The 4,941-nt window shown below is 52.3% G+C and carries 7 protein-coding genes; 1 reads left to right on the forward strand and 6 read right to left on the reverse strand.

Translation table 11 applies throughout. The features are described 5' to 3' along the window. The first annotated feature begins 306 nt into the window (after nucleotides 1-306). Nucleotides 307-1,434, forward strand: coding sequence for a glycerol dehydrogenase (locus CZ787_RS13765; RefSeq protein ID WP_087110182.1), 1,128 nt, complete (start codon nucleotides 307-309; stop codon nucleotides 1,432-1,434). Between the two features lie 254 nt (nucleotides 1,435-1,688). Here the strand turns inward: CZ787_RS13765 and CZ787_RS13770 are convergent, their stop codons facing one another. From CZ787_RS13770 to CZ787_RS18970, 6 genes are all read right to left on the reverse strand, one after another. Beyond that, nucleotides 1,689-2,336 (reverse strand): glutathione S-transferase, encoded by a 648-nt coding sequence (locus CZ787_RS13770; RefSeq protein ID WP_087110184.1) that lies wholly within the window; start codon nucleotides 2,334-2,336, stop codon nucleotides 1,689-1,691. A 60-nt stretch (nucleotides 2,337-2,396) separates the two neighbouring features. Then, on the reverse strand, nucleotides 2,397-3,050 hold the full coding sequence (locus tag CZ787_RS13775) for a DsbA family oxidoreductase (protein WP_087110186.1): 654 nt from the start codon (nucleotides 3,048-3,050) through the stop codon (nucleotides 2,397-2,399). Between the two features lie 91 nt (nucleotides 3,051-3,141). Continuing rightward, nucleotides 3,142-3,558 carry a lysozyme inhibitor LprI family protein gene (locus tag CZ787_RS13780; RefSeq protein WP_087110188.1) on the reverse strand — a complete coding sequence of 139 codons (417 nt, stop codon included), beginning with the start codon at nucleotides 3,556-3,558 and terminating at the stop codon, nucleotides 3,142-3,144. 145 nt (nucleotides 3,559-3,703) lie between these two features. After that, nucleotides 3,704-4,147 (reverse strand): carboxypeptidase regulatory-like domain-containing protein, encoded by a 444-nt coding sequence (locus tag CZ787_RS13785; protein WP_176372225.1) that lies wholly within the window; start codon nucleotides 4,145-4,147, stop codon nucleotides 3,704-3,706. 103 nt (nucleotides 4,148-4,250) lie between these two features. Further along, the gene (locus CZ787_RS13790; RefSeq protein ID WP_087110190.1) at nucleotides 4,251-4,649 is read right to left on the reverse strand and encodes a hypothetical protein; all 399 of its coding nucleotides are present in this window, start codon (nucleotides 4,647-4,649) and stop codon (nucleotides 4,251-4,253) included. Next, nucleotides 4,646-4,941: hypothetical protein (locus CZ787_RS18970; RefSeq protein ID WP_217883878.1), on the reverse strand; the 296-nt coding region annotated here is incomplete at its 5' end. The genes CZ787_RS18970 and CZ787_RS13790, both read right to left, overlap by 4 nt.

Below are 4,941 nucleotides of genomic sequence, written 5' to 3' on the forward strand. Positions count from 1 at the left end.
TTTTTTCTCGGCTCAAGTGAGCGGTGATGAATATCGGCAGTTATTCAGACCTTCCTTAGTACCGGATTCATCGCTCTGCACTATATTAAAAGAGCAGTCACCTACACAAATATCTCTTGATAGTAACAGGCCTTAACCTGCTGCTAGCCTTTCCACACCTAAGCTAGCGTGGCCAAGATACAAACCTGCGACAAGGCTGACAGCGGTCAACATAAGCACTAATAAGTCACACGAACGCAATACACATGCACCTTTCATGTGTTACCAATGGTTAGGCAACCCACTCTCTTTTAGGGACGATTTGCCATGACAGCCATCAACGAGAAAGTCTTTATCAGCCCCGGCCGCTACGTGCAGGGGGAAGGTGTTACCGCCCGCGCCGGACACTATGTGTCAGCGCTCGGAAAAACGGCGCTGCTGATTGCCGACGATGTGGTTTGGGACATCGCGGGTAAGGAGCTTAGCGCGAGCCTGGAAGGCGAAGGCGTTAGCTTCGAGCGCGCAGTGTTCGAAGGTGAGGCTTCTACCCGCGAAATCGACCGCCTCGTTGAGCTCGGCCGCAAGCAGCAGGCAGATGTTGTTATCGGCTTTGGTGGCGGTAAAGCCATCGACACTGCCAAAGGTGTGGCTGAAAAGCTCGAAGCGGCCTGTGCCATACTGCCAACCACTGCTTCTACCGATGCGCCTACCAGCGCCCTGTCGGTCATCTACAGTGACGATGGCGAGTTTGAGTCCTACCGCTTCTACAGCAAGAATCCCGACCTGGTACTGGTCGATACCGGCATCATCTGCAAAGCGCCGCCGCGCTTTCTGGCCTCGGGCATTGCTGATGCACTGGCCACCTGGGTTGAGGCCCGCGCCGCCATCCGCGCTAACGCCAACAACATGGCGGGCGGCAAAGCCACGTTGCTGGGTGCTACGATTGGTGAGAAATGCGAAGACATCCTTTTTGAGCATGCCATGCTGGCCTACCAAGCCAACGAGGCGCAGATCGTCACGCCCTCATTTGAAGCCGTGGTTGAGGCCAATACCCTGCTCAGCGGCCTGGGCTTTGAAAGCGGCGGCCTGGCGGCAGCGCACGCCATTCATAACGGCTTTACCGCCCTGCATGGAGAAATCCACAACCTGACCCACGGCGAAAAAGTAGCCTACGGCACGGTCGCGCAGCTGATTCTCGACCAAGCGCCGCAAGCGGAGCTTGAAGAGTATTTAGATCTCTATTTGGCGCTGGGCCTACCGGTGACGCTGAAAGCGCTGAAGCTTGACCAGGCAAGCGAGGAAGATCTTTATCGCGTAGCCGAAGCGGCGCTTAAAGAGGGCGAATCAAGCCATAACCTAGCGTATGAGCTAACACCCAAGCAGATTGTTCACGCTATTAAAGCGGTGGATGTGCATGCGCGGGCGTTTATGGAGAAAGTGGGTTTGAGCGAGTAAAGCCCACAAGGCACATGGCGCCACGTGTGTGGCGCCATATTGATCGACTAGCCCTGCGCCGGAAATCAGGTAGCGGCCGCCGAGGATGATCCCCGGCACCGTATTCACCCCGGCTTCCATGAATCACTACTCTGCCGCACGAACGTCATGCGCGTACTGATCAGAGCGGGCGATGGCCTCAGCGGCGTCGCCATAAAGCCCTACCTCAATGGCCTTCGTGAGAAAGCCGACAAGGTATTAACAGGTAGCGCTTTTCAAGATGGAAAAACCACCACGTCATCCCCCTCTTGCCATGGATGAAACCTGGTCATGGCCTGCAGAAAAAACGCGTGTTCCAACCAGTGTTGTAGCCACCGCTGCAGGTGCGGATAAGGTAGGCTATAAAAAACATCGCGATCTACATGGGCGAATTGGCGGATAAAAGGCATGATGCCAATATCAGCAATGGTCGCGTTATCTCCCAGAAGATAAGGCTTTTGAGTCAGCTTCTCCTCTAAAACCTGTAAAAAAGCTTCACCCCGTTGCCGGTACTCTGCCTGGGTCATTTCGAGGTGTCGGTCGGCGTATTTATAGCGATCCAACCAATGTTTAAATTCATTATCGTTTTGCTCGATCAGGGCATTGGCCTGAGTCCTAACCTTCGCATCTAACAGCCCTTGCGGATCTTGTTGCTCAAGCGCCCACACCATTATTTCTCGGCTCTCTTCGATCACAGTACCATCAAAAAGCTGTAAAACAGGCACAGTGCCTTTCGGGCTAATCGTTAGCATCTGGGCCGGTTTGTTCTTCAATGTGATTTCGCGCAGCTCCACCGGTAACTCAGCAAACAATAAGCCGAGCCGGGCACGCATGGCATAGGGGCAACGACGAAAAGAGTAAAGACGATGAAGTGATGACGTCATGGGCATTTTTCACAGTTGAATTGAAGTCAGTAGACTCGGTGACCACTCTAAGGCGAGACGTTAGCCGTTCGCGTTTTCTTCCGCCACCTGACGAAGTGCATCAACCAGCACGTCAGCGGGTTGGGCGCCAGAAATTAGGTAGCGACCGTCGAGGATGAATCCCGGTACAGCGCTCACTCCTGCCTCCATGAACTGCTGTTCGGCCGCTCTAACCTCGTCCGCGTACTGATCAGACCGGGCGATGGCTTCGGCGGCGTCGCCGTCAAGCCCCACCTCCATCGCCTTCTCGCGTAGTACCTCTGGGTCTGAAGGATTTTTCGCCTCACCAAAGTAGGCCTCGAATAGTGCCAACTGCAAGGCTGTCTCTTGGTTTTGCGTTCCGGCCCACGCCAGCACGCGGTGGGCATCGAACGTATTGTTCGCCCGGCGCTCCACGGCGCCACGGAAATTCAATCCCAGCTCTTCGGCGACCTTCATGATCTCACGCTGGGACTGCTCCATGGTGGCCGCATCCTTGCCGTACTTTTGGCATAAGTGCTCCAGGATCGGCTCGCCCTCGGGCGGCATGTCGCGGTTGAGCTCGAAGGGCTGCCAGTGCAGCTCGATTTCGATTTCGCCCTTCAGGGTTTCCAGCGCTTGCTCCAAGCGGCGGTAGCCGATGGCGCACCACGGGCAGGCAACATCGGACACCAGGTCAATTCTCAACGTCTGCATTGGGCAGTCCCCTCATTCGATCAAACTGAAGAAAGCATGGTACGTGCCTATAGAAAGTAACGACAGTACCGTCATGTAACGAATAAAGGCGTTACTCGATAGTGGGTTCCGGTAACACCGGCGGCGTACTGTCCATATAGGTCAGGAAGTCTTGCCAGATGTCGTGCGTTCGCTGTTTTGTTAACCGGGTACGGCACGTAATGCCCATGACGCCTCGAATGCTTCCCTCGCGCCACTGCGTATAGACAGCGCCGCAATGGGCAGCGGTATACGCCTGCCACTGCTTTTGAGCCACCTGGATAGCATCGACTAATTCAGGGTCAGCCGCGTTATGCTCAACGCTCGTTTCCAGATAGTGGGTGAGTACATCCTCGGCGGCCTCTAACTCGATAGCCGCGCACCGATTGGTATCGAGCGTGTTCCTTATGTTATTGCAATCAAGCGCCTCGTCGTCAGCCACAGCTGAGAGCGATAACGTAGCAAGCGCTATGAATAGCCACTGTTTCATTTTTTCCCCAAACACATAAGGTGCTAGCCAAGCGGGCACAACCGCTATGTTCTCACATTCGACGCCAGGGAGATCATCTAAACGTTGAACGCCCCTGCCCGCGCATTCATGGCCCGCACGGGCCCAGCCCGGAGCTCAGCAAACATCAGCCCGGCAGCATGTGCTGGTTATATAGCCCGCGGCCAATTTTATTGGGCCCTTCCAGGCATGGCGTGCTTCCCCCTGGCGTAAGAGTGACGTCGTATTGGGGCTGGAAGTCATCACCACTACTCCACATTGTCGAATGTGTTTCAAAACCTGCTTTTACTACGCCCCAATTCCAGAAAAACACGCTTGCGCCGTGAATCATCAGCGATTCAGTGCGCCACTCCTTAATGCTTGGAAAGCTTGCCTCACCTCTATAACTGGTTTGATCTACCTTCCTCATTTGCTCAAAGCCGTAAGGGTAAGAATTCGATATTAAATACACCCAAGCATCCTGAACGGGCTTTCCTTCTACATCGGTGACGAGAATTTCGGCCTCCGGCTGAAGCGTTTTGTTTATTGGATAAACAACACAGCCTGATAGCAATAGGGTTATCGTTAGCATGAGTAGTTTCATGCGTGGTTCGCTATAACGATTAAGCTAAAGGGCGGGCTTTAGCCCGTCCCAGTGAGCGAAGCGAACGATTTGAGCGCTTTGTTATAAACCACTAACGCAGACTCCTCCAGAGACTGAATAGCTTTATCAATAGCACTATTATGTAAAATGCAAGCGCAACTGAAACAATAGAAACTAAAAAATATGCCATTTTAACTGCGTTATAGAAATTTATAGATTCTGCGCCATGGATTTTATAGGTAGACATTGCCTCGAGTGCAATTTTTACTGCATCAGGTAAAAATGTCAGAGCGATTAGTAATGCGAGAATGCTTAAGGGTATGGCCTTACTAATTAATGCCATTTTGACCGACTGACAAGCTGCAACATTATCTTCCTTGTGCGGCTTTGGAGAGATACTTAGCTGCTCGGTAAGTTCGGGATACCAAAGGCTATAAATGATGGCTATTACAGCCATCAGAAGGCTAGCCGCAGAAAGAAGATCGCTCATGGCTGGTTCGGTCGTACATTAAATTTTGCACAAAGACGATTGTATGATGATGGTGCAATTTCATAAATTGACACGCTACCTCTTTTCTTAGTTACCGGTGTGAGGCTTCCATCTAGATCTGCCAATGCCTTGTTCAATTCATCTACCGTGTTCTGACTGTTAATTACAACGGTGTAATCTTGCGTTACGTTTTGGCGGTTAGCTGCAGTAAGTGTTTGCTGGAGAGTGGCATCTATGTAAGTGATCATGCATAAATTATAGTGTATAAAGAACAAAGACCCAACAGAGTAAA

This window comes from Halomonas citrativorans, assembly GCF_900163645.1.
GTDB lineage: Bacteria > Pseudomonadota > Gammaproteobacteria > Pseudomonadales > Halomonadaceae > Vreelandella > Vreelandella citrativorans.

What these genes read in the sequence shown, in the direction of transcription:
- CZ787_RS13765 (WP_087110182.1), top strand. Translation starts at nt 307, where the DNA reads ATGACAGCCATCAACGAGAAAGTCTTTATCAGCCCCGGCCGCTACGTG.
- CZ787_RS13770 (WP_087110184.1), bottom strand. Translation starts at nt 2,336, where the DNA reads ATGACGTCATCACTTCATCGTCTTTACTCTTTTCGTCGTTGCCCCTAT.
- CZ787_RS13775 (WP_087110186.1), bottom strand. Translation starts at nt 3,050, where the DNA reads ATGCAGACGTTGAGAATTGACCTGGTGTCCGATGTTGCCTGCCCGTGG.
- CZ787_RS13780 (WP_087110188.1), bottom strand. Translation starts at nt 3,558, where the DNA reads ATGAAACAGTGGCTATTCATAGCGCTTGCTACGTTATCGCTCTCAGCT.
- CZ787_RS13785 (WP_176372225.1), bottom strand. Translation starts at nt 4,147, where the DNA reads ATGCTAACGATAACCCTATTGCTATCAGGCTGTGTTGTTTATCCAATA.
- CZ787_RS13790 (WP_087110190.1), bottom strand. Translation starts at nt 4,649, where the DNA reads ATGAGCGATCTTCTTTCTGCGGCTAGCCTTCTGATGGCTGTAATAGCC.